We start from the raw sequence: 14,176 nt of genomic DNA on the forward strand, positions 1-14,176 counted from the left end.
CGTGCCCCTCAATCGTGGAACATGCGGACGCTGGACGGACTGTAGGCTGTGCCGGTCATGAAGCGGCTGAACTGCTCACGGGCCTGTTCCTGTGCTGCCGCAGCCCTCGCCTGCTCCAGCGAACTGGCCCTGCCCTGCGCAGCGAGCATGGCGGTCAGATCGGCGATCTGTTTCGCCTGCACGGCCATGAGCTGATTGCCGGCCTGGGTCGCCTGCAGCACGCCGACTGCCGACTGGCTGGCATTGACCAGTTCGCTGGTCTGCTGTTGAGTCCCCTCGATATTGTCGACTGCCACGGCTCCCGCCTTTAGCGAATGCTCGAAAGCGGAAACCGATTGCTGCCAGCGCTGTTGCGCGGCGGATGCAAGCTGAGAGGCCGACCGATCGCCGGCAGCGAAATCACGATAGGTGGCGTTGAACTGCTCTTCGATAATCTGGACGCCATAGGCAAGCTGGTCCGCTTCACCGAGCAGGCTTTTCATCTCAGAGAAATTCCCCTCGATCTCAGACAGCATCGAGGTTGGCAGGCTGGTGAGGTTCTTCGCCTGATTTATCAGCATCTGGGCTTCATTCTGAAGCGATGTGACCTGGTTCTGGATCTGCTCCAGTGCCCGCGCGGCCGAAAGCAGGTTCTGGCTGTAGTTTGTCGGGTCGTAGACGATCAGCGCCGATGCGGGTGTGGATGCCAGTGTGACGGCAAGAACGCTGGTTGAAAGGACACGGCACCAGCTGACGCTCAGGGATACATGGTTCATGGGGCAATCTCCTCTTCTGGTGACGGGGGGATGGAGGCCGGACCAGCCGTCTTTTCCGCCGATTGGTCGACGACGTTTGTGAGGTGGGGGACAAGGTCGGCTGCCCAGCGCAGGCCTTTGGCCTCGAGCCAGGCTTCCAGGAAGTGAGCGCGCGCGCCGTCGCGGATCAGTTCATCGATCAGCGCATGGTCAACCTTTGTGGATGCAGCACAAAGCGTCAGCGCAACGGAGCCAAGGCCAAGCTCGAACAGCCGGTTGCCCCGCCGGCTCTGGCAGTAATAGTCCCGCTTCGGGGTCGCCCTTGCGATGATCTCGATCTGGCGCGCATTGAGCCCAAACCGCTCATAGATAGAGGTGATTTGCGGCTCGATGGCCCGCTCGTTGGCGAGAAAGATGCGCGTCGGGCAGCTTTCGACGATGACGGGCGCGATCGGCGAGGCTTCGATGTCGGCAAGCGATTGGGAGGAGAAGATAACGCTGACATTTTTCTTGCGCAGCGTCTTCAGCCATTCCTTGATTTTCTGGGCAAAGCCGCCGTCATCCAGCGCCCGCCAGCCTTCGTCGATGATCAGCAGGCTTGACCGTCCGTCGAAGCGGGATTCAATCCGGTGGAACAGATAGGAAAGAACGGCGGGCGCCGCTCCCGTGCCGATCAGTCCTTCGGTCTCGAACGCCTGGACCTGCGCGTCCCCAAGCCATTCCATTTCTGCATCGAGCAGGCGACCGTATGGGCCACCGATACAGTAAGGCCGCAAAGCCTGCTTGAGCGCCGACGACTGCAACAGCACCGTCAGGCCGGTGATGGTCCGCTCCCCGACCGGTGCAGAAGCCAGGGACGTCAACGCCGTCCAGAGATGTTCCTTGATGTCAGGCGTGATGGTAACGCCCTCTCGGACGAGGATATCGACAAGCCAGTCGGCGGCCCATGCACGTTCCGGCGTGTCCTGGATCCCGGCGAGCGGTTGGAGTGATACGGTGTTAAGAGGCGATGTATCGTCGGAGAGCGAGCCGCCCAAGTCCTGCCAGTCGCCATTCATTGCGAGCGTTGCTGCCCTTATGCTTCCGCCGAAGTCGAAAGCGAAGACCTGGGAACGGAGATAGCGGCGGAACTGCAGGGCCATCATCGCCAACAGCACGGACTTTCCGGCACCCGTCGGGCCGACGATCATGGTATGACCGACATCGCCGACATGCAGAGAAAACCGGAACGGCGTCGATCCTTCGGTGCGGGCATAAAACAATGGCGGCGCCTCGAAATGCTCGTCCTTCGCCGGCCCCGCCCAGACGGCGGACAGCGGGATCATGTGGGCGAGGTTCAACGTCGAGATCGGTGGCTGGCGGACATTGGCATAGGTCTGGCCGGGAATGCTGCCGAGCCATGCCTCGATGGCATTGACGCTTTCGAAGATCGCCGTGAAATCGCGTGACTGGAAGACCTTTTCCGTCAGCCGCAGTTTCTCATCGGCAATCGCCGGATCGGCATCCCACACGGTCACCGTGGCGGTGACGTAGGCTTCACCAACCTGATCGGAGCCGAGATCCTGCAGGGCTGCATCGGCATCTGCCGCCTTGTTGGCGGCATCGCTGTCGAGCAGCGCCGATTGCTCGTTGGTCAGGACTTCCTTCAGGATCGCGGCAATGGATTTGCGTTTGGCGAACCACTGCCGCCTGATCTTCGTCACCAGCCGTGTCGCGTCGGTCTTGTCGAGCATGATCGCCCGGGTGCTCCACCGATAGGGAAAGGCCAGCCGGTTGAGATCGTCGAGGATGCCGGGAAAGGTGACCGTCGGAAACCCGATCACCGTCAGCGTACGCAGATGGAAGTCGCCAAGCCTCGGCTCCAGACCACCGGCCAAAGGCTGATCGGCCAGCAGCGCGTCGAGGTGGACAGGTGTTTCCGGAATACGGACACGGTGGCGTTTGGTGGAAATGGTCGAATGCAGATAGGTGAGCGTCTCAGCGTCATCCAGCCATGCGGCTTCCGGCACGAAGCCCTCCACGAGATAGAGGACACGGTCCGTGCGATCGACGAAACTGTTCAGAAGCTCCCAAGGATCGACCCCGCTAATCTCCCTGCCCTCGTAGAGCCAACCTTCCATGCGCGAGGCTTCTTCCGCAGGCGGCAGCCAGACGAAGGTCAGGAAATAGCTGCTCTCGTAGAGAAGGCCGGATTCCTCGAACTGTTCACGCCGCTCAATGTCGAGAAGCGCAGATGCGGAATCCGGAAACAGGCTTTCCGGATAGTCGGTGGCCGGATTGCGCTGTGCTTCGACGAAGATCGCCCAGCCGGAGCCAAGGCGACGCAGTGCGTTGTTGAGCCGTGCCGTGGTGCCGACCAGTTCGGCCGGCGTAGCGCTATCGAGATCGGGACCCCGAAACTGTGCAGTGCGCTGGAACGAACCGTCCTTGTTCAGGACGACACCCTGTGCGACCAGCGCCGCCCATGGCAGGAAGTCGGAGAGGTGGGAAGCGCGTTTGCGGTATTCGGCTAGGTTCATCATCGGCAAGACCTCACACGCCCATATGCGCCGGATAGCGCAGGTGCCTGCGCCCGACATCGACGAACTGCGCATCGCGTTTCGCTGCCCAGACCGCCGCGAAATGGCCGATGGCCCAGATCACCAGCCCGGCAATCCAGAGACGAAGACCGAGACTGACAGCAGCCGCAAGCGTGCCGTTCGCAATGGCAACGGCACGCGGAGCACCACCGAGCAGGATCGTCTCGGCGAGCGAACGGTGGACGGTGGCGAAGTAACCACGCACCTCACCTTCCTCATGAAAACCGCCCGCCATCAGACCAGCGCTCCGCCGCCGAAGGAAAAGAATGATAGGAAGAAGGAACTGGCCGCAAAGGCGATGCTCAACCCGAAGACGATCTGGATCAGCTTGCGGAAGCCGCCGGACGCGTCGCCGAAGGCAAGCGCCAGGCCGGTGGCGATGATGATGATCACCGCAACGATCTTGGCGACCGGTCCTTCGATAGATTCCAGGATCTGCTGCAGCGGCTCCTCCCATGGCATGGACGAGCCGGAAGCGCGGGCGGGCGCCGCCATCAACAGGGTGATCGAGGCGAGTGCTGTTGTATGGACAAAGCGATTGCGAGCACGACGAAGGACAGACGAGACAAACGTATTCATTGCTGGTCTCCTTTCGGGAGTGGTTGGTGAGCGGGAGGAAGGTGAGCGTTGAGGGTGCGATAATCGCCGGAGACGGGATCGAGCCCGTCGACCAGGGCGATTTCCACAAGGCGGCGGTTGGCACCACGGCCGGACAGAACGGCGATGACGTCGATGGTTTCGGCGATCAGCGCGCGCGGAACCGTGACCACGGCTTCCTGTACGAGTTGCTCCAACCGCCGCAGCGCGCCTATCGCCGTGTTAGCGTGGATCGTGCCGATGCCGCCAGGATGACCGGTGCCCCAGGCCTTCAGGAGGTCGAGGGCTTCAGCGCCGCGTACCTCACCTACCGGAATGCGATCAGGTCGCAGGCGGAGCGATGACTTCACCAGAGAGGAAAGCGAGGCCACGCCATCCTTGGTGCGCAGCGCCACGAGATTGGGAGCGGCGCATTGCAGCTCTCTGGTGTCCTCGATCAGCACGACGCGATCGGACGTCTTGGCGACTTCCGCCAGCAGCGCATTGGTGAGTGTCGTCTTGCCGGTGGATGTGCCACCGGCGACAAGTATGTTCTTGCGCTTCACCACCGCCAGCCGAAGCACCTCAGCCTGGTGCTGCGTCATGATGCCAGCGGCGACATAATCGGAGAGGGTGAAGACAGCGACAGCAGGCTTGCGGATGGCAAATGTCGCGGCGGCAACGACCGGCGGCAGCAGTCCCTCGAAGCGTTCGCCGGTTTCGGGCAGCTCGGCCGAGACGCGGGGCGCGCCGGCATGAACTTCGGCGCCAACATGGTGGGCGACCAGCCGCACGATGCGTTCGCCATCAGCCGGGATCAGTATTTCGTCCGTTGCGACAAGACCTTCCTTCAGACGATCGATCCACAGACGCCCGTCCGGGTTCAGCATCACTTCAACGATGCTGGGATCTTCGAGATAGCGGGCGATGGCAGGACCGAGCGCCGTGCGGAGCATTCGCTCGCCGCGTGATACAGACTGCCCTTGGTGATGATGGTTGGCCATGATGTCCCCGTTCGGGCCATCCGCAAAACGGTCGGATGGCAACAGGGACAATCAAGAAAGGCACAAATTAAGCGCCCGCAACACTATTCTCTCAGGCATCGCAGGCCGGCGTAGACGAGCGAAAAAATACTTGCAGAGCGCGGCACCTCAAACTCCCGAAGGTCCGCTAGTGAGACTGAGCAGGTCCGTCATCGCAGCCCGAATCTGCGGCCACGGAAACTCATCGGCTGGGCCCTCTTCTCCCATAGCAAGTACTGCATGCAGCTTGGCGGCCACACCAGCAACCGAGCAAGCCCGCATCGCAAACAGCCCATCCAATCGTTCTGCCCGCAGCGCAAAGGCTTCTTCCTCCGCCCGCTTGGCACGACTGTATCCAAGCCGCTCGTCCAGCGCGTCCCAGGCAGCCTGCCGATCTGCCAAAACCGCCGTCGCCTTCTCCTCGGCATCTTCCGGCAAACCCGCAAAACGACGATCGATTTCCTCCGCGGAGAACGCCGCCACCACACAACCCTTATCGGGCAAGGCAATTTCGACATGGGGAAACCCGACAGCAGCGATCAGAGCAGTTTCAAGGCGCTGCTGTTTTCGGCAGAGCTTCTCGACAAGCTCATGGACTGACCACCATTCCTGCCACAACATAAGCGCCGGATCGGCACGGTCATTACGACCGCCGGCGAAATGGAGCCCCTCTCCCACACCACCAACCAACCCCGCCAGCCACGTCGCAGAGACGGAAAGCAATCTGCGTCGCGTGACGACAGGCAAAGTTCTGCTATTGTCGGAATCAGCCATGATCCGAGTTCCTATCAACTTGGGTTACGGTCAGGCCAACAGGATGCTGACACATGCTGTTGGCCGCTAGTTCTGGGCAAACGATACACTAGGGCGAGTCATCAGATCAACAGCTATGAACATATTATGGCGATTTAGAAAATGAACTCGATGCAATGCCGCATGGCGCGGGCCGCTTTGCAGCTCGGCGTTCTAGACCTCGCCAAGCTTGCAAAGGTGTCGACGAATACCATTGTGAGATTCGAACGTGGAGAACCGCTGCGTGCAGCGACCAAGGAATCTATTGCGACAGTTTTTCGGTCCGCAGGCATCGAGTTTATAGACGAGATCGATGGCAAGGGCGTGGGTGTTCGGCTAACAAATTCATCCCGGCCGCATGGTAGAGATGGGACGGAATAGGCCTACCTCGCAGCCACGGCCCAGATCTCGTGCCCGAACTCCAATCTACCCCACCCCAGTCTCTGGCGTTGCCAGTAAAATGCTCGCCGGCCCGTTAGTCGAACGCGCTTGCCGTGGAACGGCTGATGCGCCAACTCCTGCACTTCAATGGCTCGAACCTGGAGGTCCCTCGCCTTGAGCGGATTCGCTCCACCGACCCGTAATTATTAGAGTCATCGCAATCACCGAACCATCTGATTCCGCTTATCGAATCCGCAAAGCGGAAAACAGACGACGTTGCGTTAGTAAGGACGTTTGGCCCTGTATATCTCACAACCGGAACGTTCTAAAAGCCTGAATGAAAATGCATCATCGACGCTGAAGGCGCACCACTAAATCAGTGATCTTTATATACTAAGTATATTCAAGTGACAGACGCCTGGAACGTTCATCGACGAGGCGGTGAAGAAAATTTCTTCGCAGTGCATTAGCATCTTTTTGTGGCGCGCCCATGTAATACCTGATCATCAAGCGCATAGATCATGCGTATATTATACAACATCGGGATTACCGTCTTCCGTTGTGACATTGAAACGCTGGCGTTCAATATTTCACGATTTTTCTCCCTGCGAAGAAATACTTACGCCCAATTTTCTGTGAGGCATCAAACATAATAGTTGCGCAAAACCCGAAAAACCACTCTTCTGGTTGCATTGTGTAATGACAAGGGAGAGTCCCTGTGGAGCGCCTGCTTCCTTGGGGAAAGTCGTCGTTTGGTTTGACGCACCATCTCGCGCACCATTGTGCGGATGTAGCCGCATGTTTTGAGGCTTTGACAAATCTTTCAGTCGTGCGTAGCCGAATGGAGCAATCGGCGGGACGCGTCCTCACGAATACCGATATCTCCCGCCTTTCAGCACTGACCTTTCTGCATGATTGCGGCAAACTTCATCCTGGCTTCCAGGCCAAGGGAGATATCGACGGGATCTCATGGCCACCGCTCACCCTCCACGGTCACGTCCAGGAAGGCGCGGCGATCTTTGACAGGATCCAAGATAGTGCCTTGGCCGAAGCGCTACACTTCGCTGAGTTACGAGCATGGAACGTTAGTCAGGGTCTTCTCTGGGCGGCAATCGCGCATCATGGACGGCCGTTTTCCGTAGAGCCGAAAGCCAAAAAGGGGTGGGAGCAGGTATTGCGGCCTGCCTACGCACCCCTTGCCGCGGCGCATCAACTGGGCGGCTTGATGCGCACATGGTTCCCGCTTGCCTTTTCGGAAGGGGGCGCCGCGCTTCCAGTTCGTCCGGACTTCCAGCATCTGTTTTGCGGGCTGGTGTCGCTGGCGGATTGGCTGGGGTCTACTCAATCCCTCTTTCCATTCGTGGCCGAATGCGATCCCGGTTACATGGAGCGTGCCAAACAACAGGCGGTCCGTGCGGTGAGCGGTATCGGGCTGGATGTCCGGCACTGGCGAGATGCAATTCAAGGCAAGGCAAGTTTCGGCGTGCTTTCCGGCGGAAAACCTGCGCGTCGGGCACAACAGGTAACCGGTGAGTGGTCGCTGGATGATCCGCTCGTTATTCTCGAAGCGGAAACGGGATCCGGCAAGACGGAAGCAGCGCTCTGGCGGTTTGCACAACTCTTTGAAGCGGGGAAAGTGGATAGCCTCTATTTCGCGCTGCCGACGCGCGCCGCTGCGCGCCAGATCCATCAGCGGGTGAATGATGTTTTGAAGCGGCTGATGGGTGACAATGCGCCCGAAGCCGTGCAGGCCGTGCCAGGCTATCTTCGTTCGGGCAAAATTTCCGGCAAAAGGCTACCAGCCTTTGAGGTCTTGTGGGACGACGACCCCGATGAAGCCCGGCGCATTGCTCGATGGGCGGCTGAAAGCGGGCGACGCTATCTGGCGGCAACTGTTGCCGTTGGCACCGTGGATCAAGCCATGCTGGCGGCACTTCAGGTGAAACATGCCCACCTGCGCGCAGCCGCCCTTTCCCGTTCGTTGCTTGTCATCGACGAAATCCATTCGTCCGATCGCTATATGAGCAATATCCAGACCCATCTGTTGAAGATGCATCTGGAGCGTGGCGGTCATGCCATGCTGATGTCGGCCACACTTGGCGCCGAGGCCCGAGTGGCATGGCTGGGAACCGATCGCAGAAGTCGGATACTACCAACGTTGCAGGATGCGATTGCCGCCCCCTATCCCGCAGTTTGGGGCCGCCGCGATGGCGTGCGCGATGCCAGGCAGGCAGAGCAGCCCGGCAAAGAGGTTGCGATGACGCTGGTGGACGAATGGTCGGCGGAAATCGCCGCAAGCCGCGCCATAGAAGCAGCCCGTTGGGGTGCCAAAGTTCTGGTTATCAGAAACACGGTGCGCGCGGCGCAGGAGACGTTCGAAGCCGCGCGCAGCATGGGTGCTGAGGCCCTCCTCATGCAGGTGGTGGGTGGGCCGGCGCTGCACCATTCACGCTTTGCCGCGGAAGATAGGACGCTTCTCGACGCGCATGTGGAACACCTGCTGAGCCCTGACGAAAGTGTCCGCGACAGAGAGGGAGCGATCATCGTCGGTTCGCAGACGCTCGAACAGTCTCTGGATATTGATGCCGATCTGCTGATCACTGATCTCTGCCCGGTGGATGTGCTTCTTCAGCGCATTGGCCGGCTGCACCGTCACAGGCTGGCCCGTCCGGCAGGTTTCGAAGTGCCGCAATGTCTGGTGCTGTCGCCACAGGATGGGCTGGAACGACTGGCAAAGCCCGCCTTCGCAAACGGTCTCGGACAGTTCCGTGATGGCGGCGGGGTTTATCGCAACCTGCATTCCTGTGAATTGACGCGCAGATTGGTGCTCGATCATCCCACCTGGAAAATTCCGGAGATGAACCGCTTTCTCGTGGAAAGCGCGACCCACCCGGAACGCATTGAAGCGCTAAATGGGGAACTGGGGCCGCTGTGGCAGACCTATTGGAACGGCGTTTACGGCAAGGATGTCGCCGATGCTCAATCAGCCAAGCATCTGCGGTTGCCAGTCGAATGCGATTTCATGAGCCTGCCGCCCTTTGCGGATGTGGAGGAAAGGATTCGCACCCGGCTGGGCGCAGAAGGCGCGCGCGTGGAATTTGCCACGCCCGTCACCAGCCCGTTCGGGCAGCAGATCACCGGCATCAACCTGCCCTCGCACTGGCAGGGTGTGTTTTCCGAAGAGCCGGTCGAGGCCGTCACGGACAGCGGGTCAATCACATTCAGGATCAATGACGCGGCCTTCCGCTACGGGCGGACTGGTCTGATGCGGGAGGATTAAATTTGGTCACAACGAATCTTCTTCAGGAGCCGCTTATCACCGTCTCACCTTCTGCCAACCTCACGCTTCCCGACGTTCTGGCAGCACTGGCGCGTGACGAACTCGAGAGCTTTACATCCCTTCGGCCCCATCAAGGGCCAGCCTGGCATATGTTTCTGGTGCAACTGGCAGCGCTTGCGCTGCACAAGGCCGAACAGGAGGATATCCCGGACCGTGAGGACGAATGGTTAGCGCTGCTGCGGGGCCTGACACCGGCTTACCCGAACGACGAGCCTTGGTGCCTGAGTGTCGATGACTGGTTGAAGCCCGCCTTTCTGCAGCCACCCGTGCCTGAAGGTGTGAAGCTTGGCAACGATGTCGCGACCGCTGATGGGCTGGATCTTCTGATCACATCGCGCAATCATGATTTGAAGCAGATGATTGCGCGCGAAGGATCGGCAGAGGACTGGCTGTTTGCACTTGTCTCGCTTCAGACCGGCGAAGGTTACGGTGGTGCTGGCAATCAGGGGATTGTCCGAATGAATGGCGGCTCCTCGTCCCGCGCTATGCTGACCTTGGCACCTTTGGCGACGGCCAAGGCAATGGTCGTCCGGCCCGGTGCATGGTTTCGCCGGGATGTGCGGGTTCTCCTGGAAACGCGTGAGCGCGTTCTTGAAGCCACCCTAATCCCATATTCGGATAACGGGATTGGCCTGACTTGGCTGGAGTCCTGGGCAGAGGGTGATCAGCTTCAATTGAAGGATCTAGACATATGGTTCATCGAAGTGTGCCGAAGGGTACGAGTTTTGAACCGCGACGGGGTTATGACGGCGGTCAAAAGCACATCGCGTGAAACCCGCATTGCGGCCAAATCGGCCAAAGGCAGTTTGGAAGATCCTTGGGCGCCCATCCACAAGGCGGAAAACAAGAGCCTGACGATTGGAGACGAAGGCGAGCTCGATTATCGAACACTGACCAAACTGCTCTTTTCCGGGGAATGGGTGCTTCCGCTTCTTGCTGCTCGCGCCTCCTTTGAGGGGCCGGATACGCCGCTTGCCATTGTTGCCCAGGCCTTGGCGCGCGGCAATTCGAAGACTGGCGGCTTTCGCTCCCGCATTGTTCCCCTTGAAAGCCAGCAAATTATACGCGGGTGGGGCGCTGCCCGATCGCAGGAAGTTTTGCGACTGTTGGCACAAGAGCAGACAAAGGCGATCGACCGCTTCGGCAAGGCCTTGGCCTATTCGCTGGTGCTTGCGGCGGCCTCTGGCGAGAAAGAGCGCATCAACCGAGACAGCTATCAACTCACAACATCAGCCAGAGCCGCGCTGGATCGCTTTGCCGATACGATTTTCTTCGAACATCTCTGGCAGCGCTTCGAGGTTGAGGAACTGGACGAGGCTGCCAGAAAGGCGGAAGCGCTTGCCTTTGCCTCCCGCCTTTGGGAGCGCACGCAGGCAATTTTCGAGCAGTTCCTGCCGGATATGCCCTGCCATTCCCTCTATCGGCTGAGAGCCGAAGTGCGGGCACGGCGGGCGCTTCGATCACAAGACCTACGGGAAAACTACCCCGAATTGTTCACGGCTCACAACGCGAGAGAGGTGACGGAAGATGCATGACGCCGTCCAAACACAAGATGACGATCTGAAGTCCAATATCGCCGCTGTCGTCGGCAAGATGATGAAACTCGATCCCGGCGAGTTGGCCCGGTTACGCCGCATGGATACGGATGGCCCCGGCGAACTGGAATTCTGGCGTCTCGTGCACGGCACCAGCATTCGCAGCGATACATCCGGCATGCAGCTGGTGAAGATCCTCGCACTGCTGGCACCGCGTGGCGACGTTGGATCACGCGCTCCCTTTCACAGGCTGGGCGAACCGCTTGGCGAGGTTCTGGCCGAAGCTGGTTTCTCCGAAAAGCGGCTGGCAAGCTTCATGGCCCTGCCCTTTGCCCGGCGCGCAGAGACGCTGGAAGGCATTGCACGCTTCATCACGCGCAAAATGGAAAGCGGCGTGAACTGTGTCGATATCGCCCAGCTTCTCTTCGTGGACGACGTCTGGCCGCTGCGCCAGCTCGCAAGACATTATTACACGGCATCTGACCGCATTGCCGCCGCTGAGGCCAAGGGAGACGACAAATGACCAAGCCCCGCTTTCTGCAAATTCATACTCTTCATACCTATACGGCAGCCCTGCTGAACCGTGACGATACCGGTCAGGCCAAGCGTCTCGTATATGGTGGCACCACGCGCACCCGCATTTCCTCCCAAAGCCTGAAACGCCATTGGCGCAAGGCAGAGAACGACCCGCACGCGCTGAAACAGCTTGCCGGCTATGTGGATTCCTTCCGCTCCCGCGAACTGGTAACGGAAAAGGTCATCAAGCCGCTGCGTGGCCGTTTTGCCGATGAGGTAGTTAATGCGCTGGAGCCAGCCTTCCAGAAACTCGTCTATGGCGACAATGGTGCAAAAGGAAAAAAGAGCCGCCAGACGCTGCTGCTCGGTGAGCCGGAAATCACTTGGCTCGCCGCACGCGCCGAAGACATTGCCGCATCGGCCACAGATGCCAAGGCTGCCGAAAAGGCCGTCGCGGAATGGGCAAAGGACAAGAACTTCAAAACCATGACAGAGGGCGCAAGCCTGCCGGGCGGTCTGACGGCCGCTCTCTTCGGCCGCATGGTGACATCTGATCCCGCCGCTAACATTGATGCGCCGGTGCATGTGGCGCATGCCTTCACTATTCACCCGGCGGAAAGCGAGGACGACTATTTCACCGCTGTGGATGATCTGAAGCGGGATGATGACGATAGCGGCGCTGATACCATCCAAGAAACCGAACTCACCTCCGGCCTCTATTACGGCTATGTGGTGATTGATCTGCCAGGGCTGATTAAGAATTGCGGCGGGGATCGCGAACTGGCCGCCCGCGTTGTTCACAATCTCCTCTATCTGATTGCGGAAGTCTCGCCGGGTGCCAAGCTCGGTTCTACGGCACCTTATGGCCGCGCGGAACTGATGCTGGTGGAGGCGGGAGATCGTCAGCCGCGTTCACTGTCGACGGCCTATCGCAAGGCCGTGGGGCACAGCTTTGCCGAGGGACGCGATGCATTGGCGCGGCAACTGGCCGCCTTCGATCAAGCCTATGCCACCGGCGAAGCGCGCCGTCATCTGAGCGTCGAGGGGAAGTTGCACGACATCGACAAAATGCCGCTTTCGGATCTGGCAGCCTGGGCAGCCGAACAGGTGAAGGATGCGGTCGATGCCGATAACTGAGAAGCGGTGGCTGATCCTCGATCTTGAAGCGCCGCTGCTCGCCTTTGGCGGTGTCGTGATCGACCAGATCGGCGCTACGCGTGACTTCCCGGCAGCCTCCATGCTGACCGGGCTGTTTGCCAATGCGCTGGGGTGGAAACGCACAGAGGCGGAAAAGCATCAGGGGCTGCAGGATCGGCTAGTCTTTGCCGCCCGCATTGATCGGGAGCTTCCCGCCGGCACCTTAACCGACATGCAGAACGCCCAGCTGAAAAAAAACGACAAAGGCTGGACCACGTGGGGCATCGTTGAGGAGCGGGATGGAAGTGACGCCACATATAAAGCCCCTCTTCGCCGCAAGCGGGATTACCATATGGATGCACGTATGGTGATTGCCATCAGGCTCGAACCTGCCAATGGCGAACCCGATCTGGAAAGGCTGGCCGAGGCGCTTTATCGCCCGGCGCGACCACTCTTTATCGGCCGTAAGCCCTGCCTTCCTTCCCGGCCGATGCTCGCTGCCCGGCGCGACGATTGGTTCGTTGATGCCCCGACAGCCTATGCCGCACTGACACGCCTACCCGCTGCCGACAGACAGAGCCGGAAGGACAGGCTGCGCGCCTTCTGGCCGCCGGGAGAAGGCCCTGAAGAGGGCGAAGCCGTAGTACACATCTACGATCTGCCGGACTTGAGAAACTGGAAAAGCGGCCTGCACGGTGGTCATCGCAGGATCATCGAGGGTTTTGTGAGGCTGGAAGAGGTGGCACCATGAGCGCGCTACACCTGGCAAGCCTGCCAATAAACCTGCGTGAGTTTCGCCGGTTGGCCGCGTTTCGCGGCTTTGGAGCGGACGAAGGCCGTGCCTTGCACCACCTGCTCAGCGAAACCTTCGGCAAGGGCCTGTTGCAACCCTTCCGGCTGATGCCTGCGCCCAAGGGGACTGGCGGTGGGCATGGGGCAACGCTCTATGCCTATACGGGAACGCCGGAAGAGGTGTTGCGGGAAAATCTGGAACTCGCCGCACCGGAACTGTTGAACGCTTTGGGAACCGCGCATCTGGCGCTGCGGGAAATGCCTGAGACCTGGCGTGAAGGCAGACGCTTGGCCTTCGATCTGCGGGTACGGCCGGTTCGGCGGCTTTTGAAGCCGCTGGAGGGCTGGAGCCGCGAAGAAAACCGCAGAGGGCTGAAGGGTGAGGATCTGCGCGGGCCGATGAAAAAAGGCAGTGAAGTGGATGCCTTCCTGATTTCCCGGCTGCGGCAATTTCCCGAAGGTCTGCCGGAAGATGCGGAGACGGGCGAATTCTCTCGGGAAAGCATTTATCTCGATTGGCTGGCCGAGCGCTTTGAAGGTGCCGCAGTGCTTGACCGGCAAGCAACGAGAATGACGCGCTTTGCACGCAATCGGGTTCAGCGCAGCGCCGAAAATGGGAAGGAAGCAATCTCAGAAGGGCCAGACGCAACCTTCCATGGCGAACTGACGGTGACGGATGGGGACGCGTTTCAAAAGCTTCTCACCTCGGGTGTCGGGCGTCACACCGCCTTTGGCTTTGGGATGCTGCTGCTGCGCCCCGGAGGTTCCTGAC

General features: G+C 59.9%; 12 protein-coding genes. 6 read left to right on the plus strand and 6 right to left on the minus strand.

What is annotated here, in order from left to right; all coding sequences use genetic code 11:
- Positions 1 to 8 precede the first annotated feature (8 nt).
- The 6 genes from trbJ to OU993_RS26405 all read right to left on the minus strand — a co-directional run bounded on the left by trbJ (position 9) and on the right by OU993_RS26405 (position 5,685).
- On the minus strand, positions 9 to 755 hold the full coding sequence (gene trbJ / locus OU993_RS26380; protein ID WP_268161971.1) for a P-type conjugative transfer protein TrbJ: 747 nt from the start codon (positions 753 to 755) through the stop codon (positions 9 to 11).
- Positions 752 to 3,256, minus strand: coding sequence for a conjugal transfer protein TrbE (gene trbE / locus OU993_RS26385; RefSeq protein WP_268161973.1), 2,505 nt, complete (start codon positions 3,254 to 3,256; stop codon positions 752 to 754). The genes trbJ and trbE overlap by 4 nt, the downstream gene beginning before the upstream one ends.
- 10 nt (positions 3,257 to 3,266) lie before the next feature.
- On the minus strand, positions 3,267 to 3,548 hold the full coding sequence (locus OU993_RS26390; RefSeq protein ID WP_268161975.1) for a VirB3 family type IV secretion system protein: 282 nt from the start codon (positions 3,546 to 3,548) through the stop codon (positions 3,267 to 3,269).
- On the minus strand, positions 3,548 to 3,892 hold the full coding sequence (locus tag OU993_RS26395; protein ID WP_268161977.1) for a TrbC/VirB2 family protein: 345 nt from the start codon (positions 3,890 to 3,892) through the stop codon (positions 3,548 to 3,550). Before OU993_RS26395 ends, OU993_RS26390 begins: the two co-directional genes overlap by 1 nt.
- On the minus strand, positions 3,889 to 4,893 hold the full coding sequence (trbB, locus tag OU993_RS26400) for a P-type conjugative transfer ATPase TrbB (protein WP_268161979.1): 1,005 nt from the start codon (positions 4,891 to 4,893) through the stop codon (positions 3,889 to 3,891). Before trbB ends, OU993_RS26395 begins: the two co-directional genes overlap by 4 nt.
- A 147-nt stretch (positions 4,894 to 5,040) precedes the next feature.
- Positions 5,041 to 5,685: a hypothetical protein gene (locus OU993_RS26405; RefSeq protein WP_268161981.1), complete on the minus strand. Its 645-nt coding sequence runs from the start codon at positions 5,683 to 5,685 to the stop codon at positions 5,041 to 5,043.
- A gap of 1,117 nt (positions 5,686 to 6,802) precedes the next feature.
- Here OU993_RS26405 and cas3 point away from each other — a divergent pair.
- The 6 genes from cas3 to OU993_RS26440 are packed head-to-tail and all read left to right on the plus strand — an operon-like array spanning position 6,803 to position 14,175.
- The gene (gene cas3, locus OU993_RS26415; RefSeq protein WP_268161985.1) at positions 6,803 to 9,364 is read left to right on the plus strand and encodes a CRISPR-associated helicase Cas3'; all 2,562 of its coding nucleotides are present in this window, start codon (positions 6,803 to 6,805) and stop codon (positions 9,362 to 9,364) included.
- A gap of 2 nt (positions 9,365 to 9,366) precedes the next feature.
- Positions 9,367 to 10,959, plus strand: coding sequence for a hypothetical protein (locus OU993_RS26420; RefSeq protein WP_268161987.1), 1,593 nt, complete (start codon positions 9,367 to 9,369; stop codon positions 10,957 to 10,959).
- Positions 10,952 to 11,482, plus strand: a complete 531-nt coding sequence (locus tag OU993_RS26425) for a hypothetical protein (RefSeq protein WP_268161989.1) — start codon at positions 10,952 to 10,954, stop codon at positions 11,480 to 11,482. Before OU993_RS26420 ends, OU993_RS26425 begins: the two co-directional genes overlap by 8 nt.
- Positions 11,479 to 12,612 carry a type I-E CRISPR-associated protein Cas7/Cse4/CasC gene (cas7e, locus tag OU993_RS26430; protein ID WP_268161991.1) on the plus strand — a complete coding sequence of 378 codons (1,134 nt, stop codon included), beginning with the start codon at positions 11,479 to 11,481 and terminating at the stop codon, positions 12,610 to 12,612. Before OU993_RS26425 ends, cas7e begins: the two co-directional genes overlap by 4 nt.
- Positions 12,599 to 13,363, plus strand: coding sequence for a type I-E CRISPR-associated protein Cas5/CasD (cas5e, locus tag OU993_RS26435; RefSeq protein ID WP_268161994.1), 765 nt, complete (start codon positions 12,599 to 12,601; stop codon positions 13,361 to 13,363). The genes cas7e and cas5e overlap by 14 nt, the downstream gene beginning before the upstream one ends.
- Positions 13,360 to 14,175, plus strand: coding sequence for a type I-E CRISPR-associated protein Cas6/Cse3/CasE (locus OU993_RS26440; RefSeq protein ID WP_268161997.1), 816 nt, complete (start codon positions 13,360 to 13,362; stop codon positions 14,173 to 14,175). The genes cas5e and OU993_RS26440 overlap by 4 nt, the downstream gene beginning before the upstream one ends.
- Position 14,176: the final 1 nt, after the last annotated feature.

Source organism: Rhizobium sp. SL86, assembly GCF_026672545.1.
GTDB lineage: Bacteria > Pseudomonadota > Alphaproteobacteria > Rhizobiales > Rhizobiaceae > Neorhizobium.

Excerpts from the sequence above, each read along its gene's own strand:
- trbE (WP_268161973.1), bottom strand. The coding sequence starts at position 3,256 with ATGATGAACCTAGCCGAATACCGCAAACGCGCTTCCCACCTCTCCGAC.
- cas7e (WP_268161991.1), top strand. The coding sequence starts at position 11,479 with ATGACCAAGCCCCGCTTTCTGCAAATTCATACTCTTCATACCTATACG.
- OU993_RS26390 (WP_268161975.1), bottom strand. The coding sequence starts at position 3,548 with ATGGCGGGCGGTTTTCATGAGGAAGGTGAGGTGCGTGGTTACTTCGCC.
- OU993_RS26395 (WP_268161977.1), bottom strand. The coding sequence starts at position 3,892 with ATGAATACGTTTGTCTCGTCTGTCCTTCGTCGTGCTCGCAATCGCTTT.
- OU993_RS26405 (WP_268161981.1), bottom strand. The coding sequence starts at position 5,685 with ATGGCTGATTCCGACAATAGCAGAACTTTGCCTGTCGTCACGCGACGC.
- trbB (WP_268161979.1), bottom strand. The coding sequence starts at position 4,893 with ATGGCCAACCATCATCACCAAGGGCAGTCTGTATCACGCGGCGAGCGA.
- trbJ (WP_268161971.1), bottom strand. The coding sequence starts at position 755 with ATGAACCATGTATCCCTGAGCGTCAGCTGGTGCCGTGTCCTTTCAACC.
- cas5e (WP_268161994.1), top strand. The coding sequence starts at position 12,599 with ATGCCGATAACTGAGAAGCGGTGGCTGATCCTCGATCTTGAAGCGCCG.
- OU993_RS26440 (WP_268161997.1), top strand. The coding sequence starts at position 13,360 with ATGAGCGCGCTACACCTGGCAAGCCTGCCAATAAACCTGCGTGAGTTT.
- OU993_RS26425 (WP_268161989.1), top strand. The coding sequence starts at position 10,952 with ATGCATGACGCCGTCCAAACACAAGATGACGATCTGAAGTCCAATATC.